At 67.0% G+C, this 20,491-nt stretch carries 16 protein-coding genes; 9 read left to right on the top strand and 7 right to left on the bottom strand.

Features of this window, described 5'->3' with window-relative positions:
• Window positions 1-145: 145 nt before the first annotated feature.
• From EB75_RS23815 to EB75_RS23800, 4 genes are read left to right on the top strand one after another with little or no spacing between them, the layout of a single operon-like run.
• Complete coding sequence (locus tag EB75_RS23815) at window positions 146-1,993, top strand: nucleoside-diphosphate sugar epimerase/dehydratase (RefSeq protein ID WP_073697731.1); 1,848 nt, start codon at window positions 146-148, stop codon at window positions 1,991-1,993.
• Complete coding sequence (locus EB75_RS23810) at window positions 1,990-3,150, top strand: DegT/DnrJ/EryC1/StrS family aminotransferase (RefSeq protein ID WP_073697730.1); 1,161 nt, start codon at window positions 1,990-1,992, stop codon at window positions 3,148-3,150. Before EB75_RS23815 ends, EB75_RS23810 begins: the two co-directional genes overlap by 4 nt.
• Window positions 3,140-3,784 (top strand): sugar transferase, encoded by a 645-nt coding sequence (locus EB75_RS23805; RefSeq protein ID WP_083612537.1) that lies wholly within the window; start codon window positions 3,140-3,142, stop codon window positions 3,782-3,784. The genes EB75_RS23810 and EB75_RS23805 overlap by 11 nt, the downstream gene beginning before the upstream one ends.
• Window positions 3,777-4,931 (top strand): glycosyltransferase family 4 protein, encoded by a 1,155-nt coding sequence (locus EB75_RS23800; RefSeq protein ID WP_073697728.1) that lies wholly within the window; start codon window positions 3,777-3,779, stop codon window positions 4,929-4,931. Before EB75_RS23805 ends, EB75_RS23800 begins: the two co-directional genes overlap by 8 nt.
• 8 nt (window positions 4,932-4,939) lie before the next feature.
• Here EB75_RS23800 and EB75_RS23795 read toward each other — a convergent pair whose 3' ends face one another.
• From EB75_RS23795 to EB75_RS23765, 7 genes are all read right to left on the bottom strand, one after another.
• Complete coding sequence (locus tag EB75_RS23795; protein WP_142239790.1) at window positions 4,940-7,021, bottom strand: type 1 glutamine amidotransferase family protein; 2,082 nt, start codon at window positions 7,019-7,021, stop codon at window positions 4,940-4,942.
• Window positions 7,018-7,887: a glycosyltransferase family 2 protein gene (locus EB75_RS23790; RefSeq protein ID WP_073697726.1), complete on the bottom strand. Its 870-nt coding sequence runs from the start codon at window positions 7,885-7,887 to the stop codon at window positions 7,018-7,020. Before EB75_RS23790 ends, EB75_RS23795 begins: the two co-directional genes overlap by 4 nt.
• A 7-nt stretch (window positions 7,888-7,894) precedes the next feature.
• The gene (locus tag EB75_RS23785) at window positions 7,895-9,337 is read right to left on the bottom strand and encodes a hypothetical protein (RefSeq protein WP_073697725.1); all 1,443 of its coding nucleotides are present in this window, start codon (window positions 9,335-9,337) and stop codon (window positions 7,895-7,897) included.
• Complete coding sequence (locus tag EB75_RS23780; protein WP_073697724.1) at window positions 9,334-10,665, bottom strand: oligosaccharide flippase family protein; 1,332 nt, start codon at window positions 10,663-10,665, stop codon at window positions 9,334-9,336. The genes EB75_RS23785 and EB75_RS23780 overlap by 4 nt, the downstream gene beginning before the upstream one ends.
• Entirely contained in the window at window positions 10,662-11,783 is a 1,122-nt protein-coding gene (locus EB75_RS23775; RefSeq protein WP_073697723.1) for a glycosyltransferase family 4 protein, read from the bottom strand. The genes EB75_RS23780 and EB75_RS23775 overlap by 4 nt, the downstream gene beginning before the upstream one ends.
• 15 nt (window positions 11,784-11,798) lie before the next feature.
• The gene (locus tag EB75_RS23770; RefSeq protein WP_168176111.1) at window positions 11,799-13,250 is read right to left on the bottom strand and encodes a tyrosine-protein kinase domain-containing protein; all 1,452 of its coding nucleotides are present in this window, start codon (window positions 13,248-13,250) and stop codon (window positions 11,799-11,801) included.
• A gap of 392 nt (window positions 13,251-13,642) precedes the next feature.
• Window positions 13,643-14,158 carry a VanZ family protein gene (locus tag EB75_RS23765; protein ID WP_168176110.1) on the bottom strand — a complete coding sequence of 172 codons (516 nt, stop codon included), beginning with the start codon at window positions 14,156-14,158 and terminating at the stop codon, window positions 13,643-13,645.
• Window positions 14,159-14,318: 160 nt separating this feature from the next.
• Here EB75_RS23765 and EB75_RS23755 point away from each other — a divergent pair, with 160 nt between their 5' ends.
• The 5 genes from EB75_RS23755 to EB75_RS23735 all read left to right on the top strand — a co-directional run bounded on the left by EB75_RS23755 (window position 14,319) and on the right by EB75_RS23735 (window position 20,393).
• Window positions 14,319-15,434, top strand: a complete 1,116-nt coding sequence (locus EB75_RS23755; RefSeq protein WP_142239789.1) for a GNAT family N-acetyltransferase — start codon at window positions 14,319-14,321, stop codon at window positions 15,432-15,434.
• A gap of 21 nt (window positions 15,435-15,455) precedes the next feature.
• Window positions 15,456-16,622: a glycosyltransferase family 4 protein gene (locus EB75_RS23750; protein WP_168176109.1), complete on the top strand. Its 1,167-nt coding sequence runs from the start codon at window positions 15,456-15,458 to the stop codon at window positions 16,620-16,622.
• Window positions 16,623-16,667: 45 nt separating this feature from the next.
• Entirely contained in the window at window positions 16,668-18,431 is a 1,764-nt protein-coding gene (locus EB75_RS23745; protein WP_073697777.1) for a DUF2339 domain-containing protein, read from the top strand.
• A gap of 92 nt (window positions 18,432-18,523) precedes the next feature.
• Window positions 18,524-19,639, top strand: coding sequence for a hypothetical protein (locus EB75_RS23740; protein WP_073697718.1), 1,116 nt, complete (start codon window positions 18,524-18,526; stop codon window positions 19,637-19,639).
• 16 nt (window positions 19,640-19,655) lie between these two features.
• Window positions 19,656-20,393 carry a hypothetical protein gene (locus EB75_RS23735; protein WP_073697717.1) on the top strand — a complete coding sequence of 246 codons (738 nt, stop codon included), beginning with the start codon at window positions 19,656-19,658 and terminating at the stop codon, window positions 20,391-20,393.
• The last annotated feature ends 98 nt before the right edge of the window (window positions 20,394-20,491 follow it).

Below are 20,491 nucleotides of genomic sequence, written 5' to 3'. Positions count from 1 at the left end.
CATTTTCCCTGAGGTATTCATCATGTCGGGCCACTCGGTTATGTACAACATTCCTGCCTTCTCGATTCGAAAAGCAGCCGCTGCGATATATGCAAATCATTTTCCGAGGGAAACAGCGCAAGCGCGATCGATATCACCGTGGTGGGTGGCAGATGTCATCATCGCATTTGTTGCGGTATGGATCGCGACGTGGGCGCGATTCGATTTCGAACCGGACCACATGAGTTTGGGTTCCACGTTCAGAGTTGCCGTGGTTGCCGCCCTGCTGCTCGTGGCAGCCGGTAGCGCCAAAGGCATCTACCGACACCGGTACATTGTCGCGAGTTTCGACGAATGCACGGCGTTGGCAATGGTCGCCGCGGTCTCGTCCGCGCTGTTACTGGTGTTCGTCAGCGTGTCCCCGTCCCATCCGGTTCCGCGCGGTGTGCCGGTGCTGTCGGCGGCATTCACACTGGGCGGCATGCTGGCGGTCCGATGGCTCGGCCGCACGATGGCGCGCCGCCACCTGAAGAACGACACGGACCGGCGCAAGGTCGTGATCCTGGGGGCCGGTCGGATCGGTCAGAATCTGACGCGGCAGATGCAGCTCGACGAGCGGATGCCGTTCGATCCGGTGGCCTTGCTCGATGACGATCCGGCCAAGCGTCACCTGCATGTCGCCGGCGTGCAGGTGCGTGGGACGAGGCATGATCTGGCTTGTGTCGTAACGCGTTTCGGTGCCGATGCGGTGGTCATTGCGATCGCCGATCCGGATCCTGAACTGATCAGGGACATCTCTTCGCAAGCTGCGCTGCTGGGTATCGGAGCGCTGATCGTGCCACCCGTCGCCGAACAGATCCGAAGTGCGCGGCCGAGCGGCGACGTGCGGGACCTCAAACTCAACGATCTTCTCGGCCGGCCTCCGGCGCACCTGGACCAGGACGCGATCACCGCACAGATCATCGGCCGCCGGGTCCTGGTCACCGGCGCGGGCGGATCCATCGGCTCCGAACTGTGCCGTCAGATCCACCGGCTCGGCCCTGCGACACTGACCATGCTCGACCGCGATGAGTCCGCGCTGCACGCAACGCAACTGTCGATCTACGGCCGTGCGATGCTCGACAACGACGACACGGTGCTTGCCGACATCCGCGACCCGCTCGCGATGCGCCGGATATTCGAGGCGTACCGGCCCGAGGTGGTGATCCACGCGGCGGCGCTCAAACATCTTCCCCTGCTGGAGAAGTACCCGCTCGAGGCGTGGATGACCAACGTCGTCGGCACGTGGAACGTCCTGTCCGCGGCGCGCGCCGCGCGGGTCGGCACCTTCGTCAACATCTCGACGGACAAGGCTGCGAATCCGGTGAGCGTCCTCGGGTTCAGTAAACGAGTCACCGAACGTCTCACCGCATCGGTTGCCGGTTACGGGGAGGGCAGATATCTCAGCGTTCGCTTCGGCAATGTGCTGGGGTCCCGCGGCTCCGTTCTGGAGGCTTTCGCCCGGCAGATCGAAGGAGGCGGTCCCGTCACGGTCACGCATCCGGACGTCACCCGCTTCTTCATGACGATCCCCGAGGCCTGCCAACTGGTTCTGCAGGCGGCCGCGATCGGCCGAGGCGGTGAAGCCCTGGTGCTGGACATGGGGGAGCCGGTCAGGATTGCCGACGTCGCGCGGCTGCTGATTCGGCGAGCCGGGCGCGCCGATGTCGATATCGTGTGGACGGGCATGCGCGCAGGCGAGAAGCTGCACGAGGAACTGTTCGGGGCCAATGAAGTTCGTGACCACCGTCCGGCGCACCCACTCATCTCCCACGTGAGTGTGCCTCCGCTTGCATTGGCCGATGGCGACGCGAGCATGGTCCGCTTCGCCGACCACGCGGCTGCCCTGCGATGGCTGGCGTCCGAAGGCGGGATGAGCACTGCCGCACCGGTCGACCTCACGGCGCGCCTGGTGCCACCCGAACTCCGACTCGTCGGCGTGGCAGCCGAAGCTCAGCACTACGTGGCGTCATGAGCCGCATCTACCTCTCCGCTCCCGACGTCGGCCCTCGGGAAGAGGAGTGGTGTGTCGCGGCCCTGCGCTCAGGGTGGGTCGCGCCGCTGGGCCTGATGGTGGACAGCTTCGAAGAAGCGCTGGCCCATCAATGCGCGCGCAGATACGCGGTGGCCCTCAGTTCCGGCACCGCGGCGCTACATCTGGCACTGCTGGGGCTGGGCGTCGGACCCGAAGACGTGGTCATCGTCCCCACCATGACGTTCGCCGCCACCGCGAACGCCGTCGTGTACACCGGTGCCACACCGGTTTTCGTCGATTGCGATCCGACCTTCGGGAATCTTGATCCCGCCCTCCTCGACGAAGCGCTGCGGTCGCTCCGGCGTGCGGGCCATCACGTAGCGGCAGTGATCGCGGTGGATCTGCTGGGCCGCTGCGCGGACTACACTCAGATCACGAACATCTGTGAAAGTGCCGGGGTGCCACTGCTTTCCGATGCCGCGGAAGCTCTCGGCGCCGGTCACGTCGGCAGGCCCGCTGGCTCGTTCGGCATGGCTGCGGTGCTGAGTTTCAATGGCAACAAGGTGATTTCGACCAGCGGCGGTGGGGCGTTGCTCACTGATGATGAGCGGCTGGCCGAGCGAGCCAGGTATCTCAGTACGCAGGCGCGCGAACCGGTGGCGCACTACGAACACGTCGAGATCGGCTACAACTACCGGCTGAGCAACATTCTGGCCGCGCTGGGCCTCGCGCAATTGGAACGGCTGCCGGCCATGCTCGTGCGCCGCAGGCAGATACGCGAGGGCTACCGCGAGGTCTTCTCCGGCGTCGACGGCGTGCAGATCTTCCAGGGAGACGACGACATCGAGGACAACTGCTGGCTGACCGCGATTCTGGTGGATTCGCTTGCGGCGGAGTGGAAGCCGGAAGAACTCTCGGCCGTGTTGACCGCCGCGGACATCGAGAACCGCCCGCTGTGGAAGCCCATGCATCAACAGCCCGTTTTCGCCGGCGCTCGGGCGTTCGTTCGTGGAGACGCTGATCGGCTGTTCGCGACCGGCATCGCTCTGCCGAGCGGCTCGGCGCTTTCCTCCGACCAGATCGATCGGGTCCACACCGTCATCCGATCGTTCCTCGTCTCACGTCTGGACCGGGGAGGAGTGGATCATGCGGCCTGACCGCGCTCCTGGCTCACTGTTGAAGCGAGGCTTCGATGTGGCGGCGGCGTCCGCGCTTCTCATCGTCTTCTCGCCACTGCTCGCGCTCATCGCGTTACTGATCCGATTCACCGCCGGTGCGCCCGTCCTCTTCCGGCAGCGCCGGCCCGGCCGGCACGGACAGATCTTCACGATGTACAAGTTCCGGACGATGCGTCCGCCCTCGCCTGGTGAAAACCCCTGGACCACAGACGATTTGCGGTCCACCCGGATCGGGAAGTTCCTGCGGCGGACGAGCCTCGACGAACTGCCCCAGCTCGTCAACGTCGTCGGCGGGCAGATGAGCCTGGTCGGACCCCGCCCCTTGCTCATCGAGTACCTCGACAAGTACTCGGCTCACCATGCCCGCCGTCACGATGTCCGGCCCGGAATCACCGGTCTGGCGCAGGTGAGTGGCCGGAAGTCAGTCGCCTATTCGGAAAAGCTCGATTTCGATGTGCGCTATGTGTATGAGTGGTCGTTCCGGCTCGATCTGCGCATCCTGTTCCAGACGCTGACAGAGCCGTTCAAACGCCCCGAGACGCGCGGATACGAGGAGTTCGACGACCTGGGACTGACCGTGGGGTTGGGCCCGGAGGGCCGTGCTCATGTCTGAGCTCCACGTCTGTGTCGTCGGTGGCACGTTCGACCGCCCCGATGATGCGCGGCGCCGATCGACACCCGAGACTGTTCTGGCGGAGGGACTTGTCGCGCGGGGCGTCCACGTCACGACGGTTGGTCATCGGTCGTTCGTGCCGAGCGAGCGCTATCAGGTCGTTCACGTCCATCACCTGGGCCGGGCCGCACTGTGGATGGCCACGGCGGCGACCGCCGCGCGATTTGTCTATACGCCGCACCATGATCCCGCGCTGCTCGATCCGTCGCGCCATGGTGACCGGCTTCGGGCCAGGATTCGCGCCACCGCGATGATCACGGCCCGGGCCGACGCCGTCGTCGCCCTCAGCGGCATCGAGCGCGAGACGCTCCGGGCACATCTCGACTGCGCGCCGGACAAGATGCACGTGATCCCCAACGGCATCTCGTCGCGGACCTTCCATCCGGCCGGCCGACAACCTCTCCTGGAGCCGAAGCGCCGTGCCCGCCTGCTCTACGTCGGACAACTCATCGAGCTCAAGGGAGTGGATGTCCTCCTGCGCGCGCTGGCGCGGGTCGAGGATGCCGAACTTCTGCTGGTCTACCAGGACGCCGCCCTGGAGGCCGCCCTCCGGGCGCTGGCCGCAGACCTCAATGTCAGCGACCGCGTGCAGTTCCTCGGGATCCGTGCCGCCGCCCAACTGGCCGACCTGTATCGCGAGGTGGATCTGTTCGTGCTGCCGAGCCGGTCGGAGGCACTGCCGAGTGTGATCAGCGAGGCGATGCTCACGGGGCTGCCGGTTGTGGCTTCGGCCGTCGGCGGTATCCCGGAGCAGGTCGGGGAATACGGGCGGCTTGTCCCGCCCGATGATGTCGAGCGGCTGGCCACCGCGCTGCGATCGACGATTCGCGACCTGCGCGCCAACCGAATCGACCACGTTGCGATCCATACGGCTGCCCTCGGCCGGTTCGGCGTGTCGAACATGGTCGAGCGCCACCTTCAGCTGTACCGGCGCCTGCTCGCCGCCGCAGAACCACCGGCCCGGCGTCATGTCCGCTACGGGCCCGCCAATGCGGCAGCGCGGCTGGCACTGCGAACCGTGGGCGACCGGCTCACCGGCCGCGGGCTGCTCGAGCGGGACCTACCCCGGCTCGTCGGAATCTCCTGACGCACCGATCACTTTCCCGGCTGCATCGCGTATACGTGGACGCCGAACGGCGGAACTGTCGCATCGACGACCACTTCGCCACCCGCAACGATCGAGCTCGTCACCGGGGTGTCCCCGGTCCACTCCGACACGGCCGCGGACTTCGTATTGGTCCGGAAGCGCAACCGGCCGCGCCACTCGGAGCCACCGATATCGGTGTTGATCAACGTCACGACGGTGCTCGTGCCGACGGTGTTGACGAGGTACTGCAGCGGCGGGCCGTCGACGGTCACCGTCGCGGCAGAGCTGTAGAGCTCGTCGAGGAGCCGCTGGCACGCCGTGAGCACGCCACCCTGGCCCGTGTTGTCGAGTAGTGCAGCCGTCAGATAGACCGTGCCGGTGCCGATCTTGCTGCGGACGATGAGTGGATCACCATCCGACGTCGTGGCGACGATCTCGGCGTCCTTTCCGGGGGTGATCCGGGAGTAGCTGAACGCCTTCTCCGCCATGACCGTGCCGTCCGACCACGTGACGGAATTCGTCGTACCCCGGTCCGCCGAGATCCCGCTGTCGGTCAGCGAATCGGCGCCGGGCGTCAGCTGGCCGGCGGTGGCCACAACGGTCCCGCCCCGCCGCACATACTCCCTTAGGTCTGCCAGCAGGTCTGCGGCGATGGGGCCGCTGCCTGCGAGAACCACGACCCGGTACCGCAGCAGTGCGTCGAGCCGGGCGTGATCGGTGATCACATCGATCGACTCGCCCCACCGGGTGTTTCCCATGGGTTCCCAGATCCGCGGATCGACGTTCCGCGCAGCCAACGCGCGGCGATACGCCGCTTGAGTGGCGTCGACATCCACGGTGCCGTCGGCGCCGCTGATCCGCCACGGGGCGTTCGGCACTATCGTCCCCCACGATTGATGGCCCGGATACGCCACGTCGAGCAGGCTGCTCAACATGCGGTCACCCTGTGTGTAGGGGTTTTGGCGGTACCACTTGTACGGGTCCTGGTCGAATTCGCCGAACGGCGGCTCGTACCCCGAAAAGTGGTCCTGCAGAATCGCGATCGGAACTTCGGGGGAGCCCCGCACCGGATGCCGCTGCAAGCTGAAATCGGCAAAGTCGCGCACGACCACGCCGAGGGGGTTGAGGCCGTGCGGTGCGGCGGTGGAGTAGAAATTGGCGGCTTCGTTCAGGATCACATCGGCGCCGGCCATGTACGCCGCGTAGAGGTTTCGCGCGAGCATCGACGGTGACCAGCCGGTGACGAGCCGGCCGGACGTGTCGAACACGGTGGGACCGCCGTTCCAGTAGCGGTACGCCGACATGTCGATGCCCCATGGGCGGTTCCCATGCTGTCGGGCCGCGCCCCGGACCATCGCGAGGCCCGGACTCATCCCGCTCACCTCGTCGATGTTGCGCTCGAGGAGCACGACGTCGGAGCCGAGGTCATATGCGTACTGCGGACAGAATGCGAAGACGCACACCGACATCCACTTGTATCCGCGTTGTTCCGCGGACTGTTCGAGATAGGGCCGAAGGGCTTTCGCGTCGAGGTAGAAACGCGACCACGTCGTGTACGCCTGCGCGTCGGCCATGCCCGTGATGTTCGGCCGGTTCTGAGCCCAGCATCCGCCGGCCTGGTCGAACTCCGGCATTCCCAGGCGCCATGCCGCCGACTGCGCCGTGACGCCGAGATCAGCGAGTGTCGTGGCGGCACCCGGATCGGTCGAATCCGGGTAGCAGCCCGCCACATTCGCTTCAGGGGGAACGGCGAAGTAGGCGAATGGCCGACCGGTTCCCGTCACGACGCGCCGGTCCTGTTCGTCGAGAACCGGGTGCAGACTGGCGCCATTGGCCAGCTGGTCGTGCAGCCGTTGCGTCAGGAGCCGCCCGCCCTGGCCGTACACCTCGGTCAGCAGAGCGAACGGGCCCGCGTCAGAGGGCGGGTCCAGCTGTGCGGATCCGGGTACGGGGCTGCGCGGTGCGGATCCGTCGGAGCGTGACCCGGGTAGCGGAAAGACATTGCATGCGGTGAGCCCGCCGGCAAGGGCGATCGCGAGCAGCCGCGTCACCCGGGCCCGAACGCAGGGGCCGGGCGGCCCTGACTTCATGGCTCGGTCAACTCCGCCCATAAGGCGGCCCACGTGGCGATTTCGGACGGCGAGGCGAGCCGGTTGCGGCGGTCGAGCACGAGGTCCTGCCGACGTGCCAGCACCGCCACGGTGTCACGGGCAGCCCTTCCCAGCTGGCCGGCCGAACCGATCAGACTCGACAGCACCTGGCGATGCCGAGTTCCGTAGCGCAGCAGGAACATCATCTGGTGTTGGCGCGCCTCGATGCTCCCGCGCAGCTTGATCCGATCCTCCCGATAGCCGAGCAGTACGTCCGGAAGGCTGGCGTAGCGGCTCGCGGTGTGGGCGCGCAGCAGCACCTCCCAGTCCTCACAACGGCGGGCACGCGGGTCGTAGGGAAACCTCAGGAACCACGAACGCCGTCCCATCCAGGTCGGGTGTGCCAAGCCGATCTCGCTGCGGAGTGGGTCCGCGGTGAGGTCCTCATGCCCGCCGAGTCGTGAACGCGGACCACGAGGTGTTCCGTCAGAGGTGAACACCATCATTCCCGCGCCCACGACGTCGACGTCCGGATTCTCGCGCAGGAAGGTGAGTTGGGTCTCGAGCCGGTCGGGATAGCAGACGTCGTCGCCGTCCATCCGCGCGATGATGGGCGCGCGGCTGTGCCGTACCCCTTGGTTCAGCCGGGTCGGAAGTCCGAGCGGTCGGCCGTCGATGAACGGCCGGATCCGATCGTCGAGATCGGCGAATTCCCGGAGCCGCTGCGCGGTGCCGTCGGTGGACCCGTCGTCCAGGACGACGAGTTCCCACGCTTCGCATGTCTGCGCCAAAATCGAGCGAATTGCCGGGACCAGGGTGCTCTGCACATTTCGGACCGGCATGACGATGCTGACGGCGGGTTCCATGATGTGGTCAACTCCCGGCGCGTGCGAGAAGGCGGGCAGGCAATCGGAAACGGGCGAGATACCCGATGGCGGACATCACGAATATCGGCCAGAAGAAATAGACGACGATCTGCGCGAGGATCGAGATCGAATTTATGACGAGCAACGCCACCCAGGTACCGCAATACGACCAGTTGTAGGCCGCCAGCGGATCGGGTGCCGCCTCGACGCAGTCGTCGAATCTGCGTACCGCCAGACCGAGCAGGAAGTAGCCGACGACAATCCCGGGTATGCCGAAGTTCCAGTACAGTTCGGCGCCGAATCCCAGGATCTGGTCGATGATTTCGGGCTCGCCGTAGATCAGCGCGTTGTACTCGACGGGCGCGCTGTCATTCCGGAAAGACTTCCCGAGCGCAGGAACGGGATACAGCGCGGAACCGATGACGGAATCGCCCTCACGCGTTCCCGACCGGTCGACTTCCTGGACCACGACGGCCCAGAACTGCGGCCCGTTTCCATAGCTCTGCAGATAGTCGGCGAATGACGGCCGGGGGCGGTCCAGTCCCGCGGCGGACGCGGAGATGGTCCCGCCCCGGGTGCCCTGATAGATGTCCCGGTATCCGCCGAACAAGAAACCGACGAACGCCACGACCCCGAGAAACGCGACGATGCGAACCGCCGACAGTCGTCGTCCGAAGAGTCCGAACGCGGTGACGAGGGCCAGCAGCGGAATGACCGCGGACGCACGGTTGTAGTCGTAGACCGCCGATGCGGCGACGGCGACGACCACCAGGCCCGCTTCACTTGGTTGCAGGCGCGCCCCGGGCCGTCGGCGCGCGATCCGCAATGCCCACAGAATGATCACGCCGTACGCCAGGAACGGGCGCAGGAACTGGGCGGCGGCGTTGGCGATGGTCGTCGGTTCCGGGGCGGCGAGGATGCTGGCCTGTCCGCTGAAGTAGTTGACCAGCGCGCCGAAGGACCGGAATGCGAGCGCGAGCCCGAGCGCGCCGAATGCGATGTAGCAGAAGGCAACTCCGGTGGTGAACCGCAGTTCGAGCAGAAAGGGTTGTGGCCGTGCGGGTTTCGCCCAGGCGACGTAGCCCACGGCGTAGCACGCGTATGCCGCTGCCTGTAGCAACATGGCGGTGTTGATGTACTGGTCCGACGGACGGAATCGGAGCGTGCCGAGAATGGGGCCGGAGAGCAGGAACAGCGTCGGGATGACGACGAGCTGCAGGAAGAAGAGCAGCGCGGCGACATTACCCGGCCCGAGGACCCGGTCGGTGTTCCACCGGACTCGCGGAGCCAGCAGTTGAACGCCGAGGAAGACCGCGAAAGCTATTGGCACCGTTGGGTATCTCGTGGCGTAGCCGTCTTTCTGCAGCGATACCGCCCACACGACCGCGGCCGCGCAGACGGCGGCGACGACTGGCCAGACGCTGGGCCGGCGACCGGCTGCCGCGTTCACGTCTGCTCTCCTTTGGGCACCCGGGCCGCCAGTGCGACCGGCAGCTGGACGAGGCAACTCGCGGCGTACGCAACGAGATACGCCGCGGCCAGGCCGTCGTCGTTCAGTGGGGGCACCAACGCGATGGCGCCACCGGCGAGCGTCGTGGCGAGTGCGATGTCGCTCCACACCCAGATCGCGACTCGTCCTTCGGCCAGGGCGCGGCTGCCGAGAACGTTGTTCAGCGCGGCCGGCACGGTGGCGACAGCGAGTATGACGAGCACCCGCGACGCCGATGTGTACTCGGCGCCCTGCAGACCCATGATCGGGCCGGCGAATGCGATGAGACCGAGGCCGGTCGCCGTCGAGAACGCCGCGGTCAGCGCGCCGTACCGGACGAACAACGCACGAGCGTCCATGTCGCGGCCGGTGGCCCGCAGCCGGCCGAGCATGGGTAACAGGACCGAACCCATGGTCGCAGGCACGAAGAGGGCTATCGAGTGCCATCGCATGGCCACGGCGAAGGCACCGACATGTTCCAGACCGTCTGGTTGCCGGCTCAACAGCACCTGGCCGAGCCACAACGATGGTTGCAGAGAGACGCTGGCGACCAACGCGGGTGCCGAGATTCGCAGCATCGCCTTCGCCGGGGCGAGATGGTCCACGCCGCGGGAGTGACCGTTCGACCGGGGGCCGCGGGCCGATCTGACCAGCCGGAGTCCGAATGCGCACGTCAGTGCCTCGGCGCCGGCCAACGCCCAGAGTGCCGCCCCGGCGCCGGATGTCTCGAGCAGAACGACGACCAGCACGGCGCCGCACAAGCATCCGTGAACGGCGCGGAACAGTCCGACCATGTCGAACCGCTCCAACGCGGCCAACAGGGCGGCGATCACTTCCACCATCGGTGTGGTGAGGATGAATATCGATGCGACGGCCACGAGCGGCCCGACAGCGGACTGGTTCAGTATCCGGTCCGCCACCCATCCGCTGGTCAGCACGCCGCCGATCATGGTGACGAAACCGACCGACGCTGTCAGTCCGAGTGCCAGACCGATCAACCGGTCCCGGCGGTCCGCATCGACCTCTCGCGCCTCGGCAACCAGCTTCTGGACCGCGACCGGTAAACCGAGGGCACTCACCGACGTGACGACCAATGCCGTCGACAAGGCCAGTGACAGTCCGCCGAACTGCTCGCTACCCAACTGTCTGGCCGCGAGCAGCAGCGCGGCGACGTGTGCGACACGGCCGACGGAGGTGCCGGCAAGCGCCCAGCTGCCACTGCGCAACGCGGTGCGTAGCGTCGTATCGCGAAGGGGCCGGGACAGGGCGACCGTCCAGGGTCGGGTCACGCCAGCACCTCGCGATACAGCGTCTCGGCCCGGTCGGCGATGGCGGTCCAGGTGAACTTGCCGGCCTCACCCGGCGCCGCCGCAGCCAACCGTGCCAGTGCGGCGCGGTCGTCGCACAGGGCGATCAGTTCATCGGCCAGTGCCGCCGCGTTGTCCGGCTGGACAAGGACACCGGCCGAGGGGGGCACCACTTCAGGCAACCCGCCGAGGTTGGAACACACGACGGGCGTCCCGGACGCCAGCGCCTCCGCGGCAGCCATGCCGAACATCTCGTCCTGGCGGGTCGGCATGGCACAGATGTCGAGTGAGCGGAATACGTCGGCGACCTCATCCTCAGGTACCGGACCGAGCCAGCGTCCACCCAACTCCTCGATCTGATCGGTGAGCGGCGTCCGGCGCGTCTGTCCGAAGAATTCGGTCGGACCCGCGACGAGCAGTGCGGTGTCGGGATGTGCTGCCTTCACCGCCCGGAACGCCTCGGCCAGTGTGTCGGATCCCTTTTGTTCGCATACGCGGCCGACGTATCCGATGACCAGCTGCGTATCCAGCGCGTACCTCGCCCGCGCGGCTTCGCGCCGCGATTCGTCGGGGCTGAACTGTTCGACGTTGACGCCGTTGGGAAGTACCCGGAAGTCGGCGAGCGGCAGGGACCAGAATTCGGCGGCCTCGCGAGCGCAGAAATCCGAGACGGGCATGAGTCCGTCGAACGCCTGCAGCGCGCGCCGGTAGGCGGCCTTCGCGATCCGATGGTCGGAGCCGCGATAGCGGAAGTAGTCGAATGTGAGGACCTTCGGGGCCGCAAGCCCGGCCAGGCACAGCGCCGCTGTCGGGCTGTTGTGGACGTGAATGATGTCCGGGGCGAAGTCGCGAATTCCGGGGCGGGCCCTGATCAGTAACTCGATGTCGCGCAGTGGGCGTCGCGTTCGGCATGACACATCCAGAATCGGCACCTCGGCAGCGGTGCCATCGGGGCGCACCGCCGTCCCGAGGGACACGATCAGAACATGGTCACCGCGATGTTGTTGTGCTGCAGCCAATTCGAGCATCCGCCGCTCGACCGCACCGCCGAACGCAGACCCCACGGGCAACACCGCGGGTCCGATGTGAGCGATTCGCATGTCGCCACCTGTCGATCAACCGACGTCGGTGGCCGGCGCGTGGGGATCGCTGAGCGATTGCGACCGCCGGTGTGATCCGGTTGCCTCGGCATACCCGTTGTCCCGTCGCGCAGTCGGTGCGTTGGTCTGCGACCGGTGGTCGGTCGGGGATTCAGCGCGCAGTCTGGCATCGCGGCTTCGCCGCGGCATGGCGAACACGCAACCGAGGGTGTTTGCCGATACCGCACTCAGCGCAGTGACGGCGTCTGTGACTTCCGAATCAGCTGTGCGTCCCTTCACCAGCAACAGCGCCGCGTCGCACCAGTGCGCGAGCACGCTGCCATCGGCCACCGCCAGTAACGCCGGCGAATCGATCAGCACCAGGTCGTACTGGCTCTCGACTTCGGCGAGCACCAGGCCCATGGAGCCGAGGAGCTCGCCCGGGTTCTCGGGTAGGGGCCCGCTGGTCATGACGTCGAATCGTCCTTCGTTCCACCGGCTGATGGCGTCGCGCGGAGCGCACTCGCGGCGCAGGACTGTGCTGAGGCCCGACGACGGATCCATCCCGAGGTACTTGCCGATCCTTGGCCGACGGAGGTCCGCGTCGATCAGGAGGACTCGCTCGCCTTCCAAGGCGAACGCGGCGGCGAGGTTGCACACCAACGCCGTCTTGCCTTCCCGGGCGACCGCGCTCGTCACGACCAGGCTGCTACAGCTGCTGGCTGTCCCGGCGGAACGAAGATTGATCCGTAGCTGCCGCATGGCCTCGGCCACCTGCCCGCGGGGTTTCTCCGTGATGAGAACCGGGGTCCGCCGGGACGACCGATCGTAGGGAATGGTCCCCAGTAGAGGTAGGGCAGTGAGCTCCTCCACGAAGTCGGGAGTGCGTACCGACCGGTCGAGACTGCGCCGGATGACAGCAACCGACAGCCCGAGAAAAGTGCCGATCAGCGTGCCCACCGTGATGTCGACTTTGCGGTTGGGAGACGAGGGCGTGGTCGGCACGGCAGCGGGTGCGAGTACCCGCAGCGTCACCACCGTGGACAGTATGGGATCGCGGGGGCGCTCGAGATCTCCGACGAGGTTGACGCTCCGCGCGGCGATGGCGTCGGCCACCTTCGCCGCCCGTTCCGCGGAAGGGGCGGCAACCTTCACCGTCAGCGTCGGGGTTCCCGCCGTGGACTGAACAGTGATCGCGTTTCTCGGAACAGGCGCGCCGACGTCGAACGCGACTTCGGCCAGCACTCGATCACTGACTATCAGCTCGGAATACGTGTGGGCCTTCACCACCGCGAGCTGTGCCCCTTGGTAGGCCTGTCCGGGCTCACCGCCGCCCTCGATCGCCGCGAAATACAGTGTCGTGCTTGCGATGTAGGTCGGGGCGGTGTTCTCTGCAACGAAGTGGCCACCGAGCGCGCCCAAGATCAGTCCTGCGACGATCCACCATTTGCCGTCGCGAAGAAGCTCTAGATATTCACGCAGGGACAAGACGCCCCCTTCGTCCGCATGACACATTTCACTGTGGTCAGACGCTCGTGACAGCAATGGCGTTGTGATTTGCCAGCGATGTCGACGAAACCAGGTACATACTCGACGTTTGCCACGCTAGCATTGGGGCATTCGGTCCGCAAGCAAAATATGCCGAGCGGTAACACAATTCGGGTTCCGATTGGACGCGGTCCTGAGAAAATGGTCTCGAGCTGCATAAATGATGCGTACGGCAATAATTGTCGTGATGGTGATGTCAGGGTCTCAACGTTTTATGAAGCGGGAAATTTTGCCGTAGCGGCAATTATCGGCAACCCCGCGCCGGAGCGGCCCGGAATCGACGAGTAGTGATTGCCAAAATTCTCTTCAGCAATTTTGAGCGGTCTGCTGCATCAGCGTCGGCCGGTCCGGCTCCAGGGCGCCACCGACAGCAGCATTCCGAACGCGAAGCCGCTGACCAGTCCGAGGACGTTGTCGACGACGTCGGCGCTCTGGCATCCGCGTCCGAACATCGGGAGCAGTGACTGGATGCCTTCGATGGTCGGCGACAGGGCTGCTGCCACCGCGAGTAGCCGGATGGTGGCCGGCGACCGGCCGAGAAGCCCGATGGCCAGGCCGAGCGGTATGAACAGGGCGACGTTGAGACTGGCCTCGCCGAGGTGGACGTAGTCGGAGAGGGGTGCCGGCCCGATACGGCCGAGATCGCACCGGCCCAGTGGGAGATGCGGGTCTCCGAACTGGCCGGCTACGGGAGTGAGCGTCGCCGCGAGGACGGCCCCCAGGCTCACCGTCAGAACGAACGCGATCCAGCTCTCGGTACGCACGCGCCGCGCGACGCGGCCGGCAACGGCGAATGCGATCACGGCGGTGATGGCCAGCCCGGGGACAAACCACGGAAGGGTCTGCATCAGCGACATCACGTCGGAACACTCTCGTCGGACTGATCGGCGATATGGCCGGTCTGCACCGGCTCGCGATGGGTCAGGAGCGGGGGCATTGTGGTAGCTGCGAAATAGAACGCGGACCTGATTGTGAGGTAGTACCATACGCCATGTGGGGGGGCGGCCTTTGCCGGATCGGCTGACCTCTGCTCCTGCATCATCTTGGAGAGTGAGCAGGTATGACAACGAAGACATGGTGTCTCGTGTCGATACGGCCGTGCGTGTCGATCTGATCGAGCCGACCGATCAGCGTTGGCGAGACGCGCTGGCGATGATCCGGCACGACTTCTATCACCTGCCCGAGTACGTCTCGCTCGAATCGGATCGACTGGGTGGCACCGCGGTTGGCGTCTACATCGATGAACCCGGCGTGCGGCTGCTCATGCCGCTCATTCGGCGAACGATTCCCGGCAGCGCAGCTTGCGACCTGATCGCCCCCTATGGTTATGCCTCCCCGATCGCGCAGTTCGACGACGCCGCAATCTTGAGGCGTGCGTTCGCCGCCGCGGTGCAGAACCTGCGTGACAGCGGATTCGTCTCCGTGTTCGTGCGGTTGCATCCGATCCTGGAATTACCCGACGGCGCCTTCGAGGATGTCGGCACCCTTGTCGAACACGGGCAGACGGTGTCAATCAATTTGCGCCAGAACGACACTCGGCAATGGAACAGCATCCGGTACAGCCACAGGCGGTCGGTCGGCCAGAGCGAGCGGTTGGGACACCGGGTGTTCATCGATGACACCGGGGAGCACTTCGACAGGTTCATCGCTCTCTATCTCGACACCATGCGGCGCAAGAACGCTGCTGCCGAGTATTTCTTCTCACGGGACTACTTCTCGAGGCTCTGGCAGGGACTGCGCGGCAATCTGCACCTGTGCGTCGTCGAGATCGACGGGTCCATCGCGTGCGCGGGCCTGTTCAGCGAGACCAACGGAATCGTGCAGTACCACCTGTCGGGCGACGACGGGCAGATGGTGAAGCTCAGTCCGTCGAAATTCATGATCAACCACGTGCGGCAATGGGCGACCGGGCGAGGCGCGGAAGTTCTCCATCTGGGCGGCGGGGTCGGCGGTACCAACGATTCACTGATGTTCTTCAAGGCAGGTTTCTCTGATTGCCGGCGCCCCTTCAAGACGTGGCGCGTGGTGCTCGACGAGCGGCTGTACGCAGAACTCTCGGGCTCCGCCCCCGACGCGACCGGTTTCTTTCCCGCCTATCGCGGGGGACATTCCCATGCGTCGTGACCACGGATGATGACGGGGTGGATGCGGTATGGCCGCATAGGTCGCACGCGGATCGCCTTCGTCGTTTCGGATCCCAGCACGGCGACGCATTTCCTCGCCGGGCATCTGCGAGCCCTCGCCGCACTGTATGACGTGACTCTGATCGCCAACACCGACGATGCCGAGCTGCTGCGCTCGCTCGGCGTCGATGGCGAGACCATCGGTGTCCGAATCGAACGGCGCATCCGGCCGGTCCGGGATCTGCGGGCCCTGGTGGGCCTCGCCGTGCTGTTCCGTCGCCGCGGTTTCGACGCCGTACATTCGCTGACCCCCAAGGCGGGCCTGCTGTCGATGGCAGCGGCGATGCTGGCGCGCGTGCCGCTGCGGACCCACACCTTCACCGGCCAGGTCTGGGTCACGCTCGACGGTCCGAAGCGGGCGCTGCTGCGGTTCCTCGACAAGGTGAACCATCGGTGCAGCAGTTTCAGCCTGGTCGACAGTGCCTCCCAACGCGCGTTTCTGATCCGCGAGCGCGTCGTTCGGGCAGAGAAGTCGGGTGTGTTGGCCGACGGTTCGATCTGCGGTGTGGACACCGAGCGTTTTCGGCCCGATCCGGTGAGCCGGACGCGGGTACGCGCCGAACTGGGTCTGAGCGAGGATGAGCTCGTATTCTTGTTTCTCGGGCGCCTCACGGTCGACAAGGGCGTGCTCGATCTCGCCGAGGCCTTCGCGCATGCGCGCGAGCGCCATCGCGACATCAGTCTGGTGATTGTGGGGCCCGACGAGGAAGCGCTGCGTCCGCGGATCCTGGCCGAGCTCGGGCAGCATGCCGGCGCGTGCCGTCTGGTCGATGTCACCCCCGATCCCGAACGTTACCTGGCCGCCTGCGACGTCTTCTGCCTCCCGAGCTACCGCGAGGGTTTCGGCTCTGTGCTCATCGAGGCGGCAGCGGCAGGCGTTCCGTCGCTCGCGTCGGACATCTACGGCATCGATGACGCCGTCATCGACGGGACGACCGGACTGCTGCACCCGCCCGGAGACATCGAGGCCATTTCCGGCCAGATGGAGCGGCTGATCGCGTCGCCGAGGCTGCGGACGCAGCTCGGGGACGCGGGCCGGCGACGGGCCCTGGAGAGCTTTCCGGCAGCGCGGGTGGTCCAGGCCATGGTCGATTACTACGCTGACAGACTGCCCGTGAGGATCGGGTAGTCCTACTCATCCGAACGCCGGTGCGGCGGCGCGATGATGGCCTGCATGACCGAACCGCAGCGGGCGATGGTGGCCCGGCTCTCCCAGGATGTCGCGGCGATTTCCCACCACCTGGCATGGGTATCGACGTGCCTCACCGAACTCGATCGGTCGCTGGCCTACCCGCAGCAGCCCGCCGCATACGCTGTGCCGCAACAGTATTGGCAGCCACCGCACGCGCAGCAGCCGCCGGCAGCCCCGCTGCCGCAACCGCAGCCACCGCGCCCTCGCCCCGAGCGTTCGGACGGCTGGATCGGCAAGGCGCTGGCGGCAGCCGGTGTCGCGGTGACGCTGATCGGCGTCGCCCTGCTGTTGGTGCTGGCCGCTCAGGCCGGCCTGTTGCGCCCCGAGTTCCGGGTCGGCGCGGGGGCGGTGCTGGCGGCGGGTCTGGTGGTCGGCGCGACGCGCCTCAAGACGCGGCCCGGCGGAATCGTGGGTGCGGTGGCGCTGGCCGCGACCGGTATCGCCGCCGCCTACATCGACGTCGTCGCGGTCACGACGATCTATGAATGGCTCTCTCCGCCAGTCGGATTGGTTCTGGCGGCGATGATCGGCGGCGGCGGCCTGACCTTGGCCCGACGCTGGGATTCACAGCAGCTCGCGTTGTTGGTGCTGGTGCCCCTCGCCGTGCTGGCGCCCGTGGTGGCCGACGGCGTCTCACTGTTGCTGATCGGGTTCATGCTGGCGTTGTCCGCGGCGTCGCTGCCGGTGCAGGTCGGCAAGGACTGGGTCTGGATGTATGTGGCCCGGACCGTCGTCTGCACCTTCCCGTTGCTGATCGCTCTGGCCTCGGTGTCGTTCGGCGCGGGCCGAGACCCGGGGCTCGCGGCCGCCTGCGCGGCGGCGGCAGTCCTGGCCGTCGCCGGCGCGTTGATCCTGTTGCCCAAGACGACCAATCGTCCCCTGCTGGCATTGGCCACGGCGGCCGGCACCGTGCCGGTGCTGTTCGTCTCCGGGACCGTGCGGCCGATGATCGCCGCGGCGGTCATCGCGGCGGTGGCGCTCCTCTTCCTGGCGATCGTCCTCGTCGGCAACCGACTGCCCGGCGTCGACGGTGCGGTGCGCCAAATCTGGTCGGCGGTGTCGGCAGTCTGCGCGCTGGTGGCGGTGATGGTGGCGTTCGACGGCAGGACAGGCGGCGCGGTGCTCCTCGCGATGTCCGTCGTGGTCGCCGTCGCCGGCCGCCAGGACGCGACCGCCCGCTGGGTGGCCGCCGGATTCGGGGCCGTCGGCGGGGCGGTCTATCTCAGCTACTCGCCGCCGGATCTGCTGTTCCGCGCGGTGGAACTGAGTACCCGCAGCGCCGTCTCGGCCATCGTCTCCAGCATCTTGGCGGTGGCCGCCGTGGTGGCGATCGTGTGGTCTTGGACCGGTCGCCACAGCGATGACGAAGTCCGGCTGATGTGGGCGGGTGCGGTCGTGGTCGCCGCCTACGCGTCCACCATGCTGACCGTCACCGCCGGCGTGCTGATCGGTGGCGGGAAGGGCGGATTCTTCGCCGGTCACATGGCCGCGACCATTGGCTGGATCGCGGTGGCGGCCGCGTTGTTCGGGTACGCCGCGCGCCGGCCGAAGGCGCAGCGATCACTGCCCATCGGTGGCGGCCTGGCCCTGGTGGCCGCGGCGACGGCCAAGTTGTTCCTGTTCGATCTCGGCACCCTGGGTGGCATGTTCCGGGTGGCGGTGTTCATCGTCGTCGGCCTGGTGCTGCTGGCCATGGGGACCGGCTACGCCCGGCTGCTGGCGCGGCAGGATCAGCCGAATCCGTAGGCCCGCCGCACCGTCAGTTTGCGTCGGGTGGGTACCCGCCGGGGCGGTAGGCTCGATTCGACGCGGTATGTCTGGGGAAGGGGGCCGTGTCTATGGGGATTCAGCCTGACAGCAGTCCGTTCGGATCGCAGACGGTGACGGGGCCGGGGTGGCCCAACGTCGATGAGGAACAGCTCGAAGAAGCGGCCGCGCACTATACGAAGCTGGCCACCAAGATCAGCGGATCGGTGGTGCCCCAGCAGACCAGCCAGTTGATGAGCCTGACCGACCAGTGGCAGGGCGCGGGTTCTGTGGCGGCGGCGGGCGAGGCCGGCACCATCATCGGCGGCCATGAGGCCAACGGCGCGCAGGCGGCGGCCATCGCCGCCAAGCTGCAGTCCATGGTGGCCGCGGTGATCAAGACGAAGAACCTGGTCAACGCCACCGCCGAGGAAGTCCAGGCCGAGTGCATGGCCCTGTCGGCGGCGCCGTTCCCGAACGTGCAGGAGCTGATCCAGAGCCGGATCAAGATGGGCCTGTCCCAGAACATCGCCGCGGTGACGGCCAGTGCCACCGAGGTGGCCAACTTCGTCGGCGCACCCCCGAGCATCCCGACGGCCGGCATGCCGCCGCAGGTGGCGCAGACCGCGCAGAAGACCGCGGAGTCGGCGGGCAAGGGCGGCGATCAGATGGGTCAGATGATGGGCCAGATGATGCAGATGGCCGGTCAGGTCCCGCAGATGCTCGGACAGTTGCCGCAGCAGGCCATGCAACCGCTGCAACAACTTTCGCAGCCGCTGCAGCAGTTGACGTCCCTGTTTTCCGGCGGCGGTCAGGGCAAGGCCGGACTCGGTGCCTCGCCGTTCGGCGCCTTCTCCAACCATCCGTTGGCCGGCGGTTCCGGTGCATCCGGCGGCGCCGGTCTCATGAAGGGCGGCATGCCCGGTGGCGGCGGCGTGGGCGCGGCCTCCGTGCAGACGCCGCTCCTGGCCAAGATGGTCGGCCCCGGCCCGGGTGGGCCCGGGGTGATGCCGGCGAGCGCGGCGGGTGGCATGGGGGTAGGTGGCCTGGCCCCGGTCGCGGCTGCCGCTGGTGCCGGTGGCGCGATGGGTGCCATGGGGGGCATGGGGCAGCGTGACGGTGGCGGCGGTGGCCGGATCACGCAGTTGGCGGTGCCTCAGGCGCTCGAGCACGGCTCGTATGACGACGACACCGATGACGACTGGTGAGTAGGGGGGATATCTGATGTCGATGATGCAGACACCGGACAACATCAGCTGGAACGCGGCTTCCGTCGAGTTGCCCGAGATGCCGATGATCCAGCCCGGCGAGGACGCCATGAGCGCGACCATCGCCGCCGTGCTGCCGGCCATGGCGGCCGATATGACCGCCAATGTGGCCTCGCTGCAGGCCAAGGAGGGCATGTTCTCCGGCAAGGTGGGCATGGCCCAGTCGGCATACGACAACGCCGACAGCAAGGGTGGCGAGGGCGTCGGCCAGATGGGTCAGATGCTCGGCCAGCTGGGCCAGATGGGTCAGCAGGCGGGGCAGATGGCCGGCCAGGGCGGCGGCATGGGGCAGATGGGTCAGCAGGCGGGCCAGTTCGGCCAGATGATCCAGCAGGCCATGGGCAAGGGCGGCGGCAAGGAAAGTGGCGGCATGCCGGGCGGCGAACCCGCGGCGGGTCAGCCTGGCGGGCCGGCCGGCGGCGGTGCCGCCATGTCACCGGAGCAACGGCAGGCGCAGCAGGATGCCCGCGAGAACCAGCAGAACGACCGGCAGGCCCAGCAGGACAACCGCCAGCAGCAACAGGATCGGCGGGAGGCTCAGCAGGATGCTCGCGACTCCCGCCAGCACACGGCGGCTCCGGCCCAGCCGCCCATGGCCGGTCCGAGCGCGGGCTCACACAACGCCGGACCCGCGCCGGTCGCCCCCGTGGCGCCGCCGCCACAGCGTGGCGGTGATATCGGCCGGCAGATGTAGTTACGCCAAACAACAAGCCGGACAAAGAAATTGGGGCCAGTCGCGATGATCGCGACTGGCCCCAATTCGATGTTCGACCGTCAGGAAGCCGGTGCCGT

It is taken from the genome of Mycobacterium sp. ST-F2, assembly GCF_001905655.1.
In the GTDB taxonomy this organism is placed as follows: Bacteria; Actinomycetota; Actinomycetes; order Mycobacteriales; family Mycobacteriaceae; genus Mycobacterium.
This window is presented reverse-complemented; position numbering and strand designations above follow the sequence as displayed.